This is a genomic window from Amycolatopsis sp. lyj-109, assembly GCF_046548995.1.
Taxonomy (GTDB): Bacteria; Actinomycetota; Actinomycetes; order Mycobacteriales; family Pseudonocardiaceae; genus Amycolatopsis.
On record NZ_JAJPWR010000077.1, the window covers coordinates 1 to 519 of the forward strand.

The window sequence follows — 519 nt, forward strand, 5'->3', positions numbered from 1 at the left end:
GTGGCCAGCAAGATCGTGCTGAGCCGGACTTCGGCCGGGGTGCAGCTGCGGGCGTTGTCCGAGCGCCCGACCACGGCGGAACTGCTGGGCATCCCGGCGAAACGGCTCAGTGTCGCGGTCTGGGCGGTCACCGGCGTGGTCAGCACGCTGGTGATCTCGATCGTCGCGCCGTCACAGTCCAACGACGCGACTTCGCTGGCGATGCTGGTGGTCCCGGCCTCCGCGGCGGCGCTGCTGGGCGGATTCCGGCGGCTGGACCTCGCTGTCGCGGGTGGTCTGATGCTCGGTCTGGTGCAGGGCGCGGCCGCCCAGGTCGACGGCCTTTCCGTCGCGCGGTACTTCCTGCCGTTCGCAGTGATCGTCGCGCTGCTGCTCTGGTCGCAGCGCAAGGAGGTGTGGGATGCGGCTCGCTGAACGAGGGATGCCGTTCGTCGTCGCGTTGGTGGCGATCGCGGCGGGCTACGGCCTGAGCGTCGGGCTCGACGGGTATTTCGTCTACCTCGGCATGAGCGCCGTCGT

General features: G+C 69.9%; 1 protein-coding gene. It reads left to right on the forward strand.

Features of this window, described 5'->3' with window-relative positions; all coding sequences use genetic code 11:
- Positions 1–414 (forward strand): ABC transporter permease subunit (locus ACLJQF_RS48885; RefSeq protein WP_410617533.1); only part of this gene is annotated, 414 nt, incomplete at its 5' end.
- Positions 415–519 lie beyond the last annotated feature (105 nt).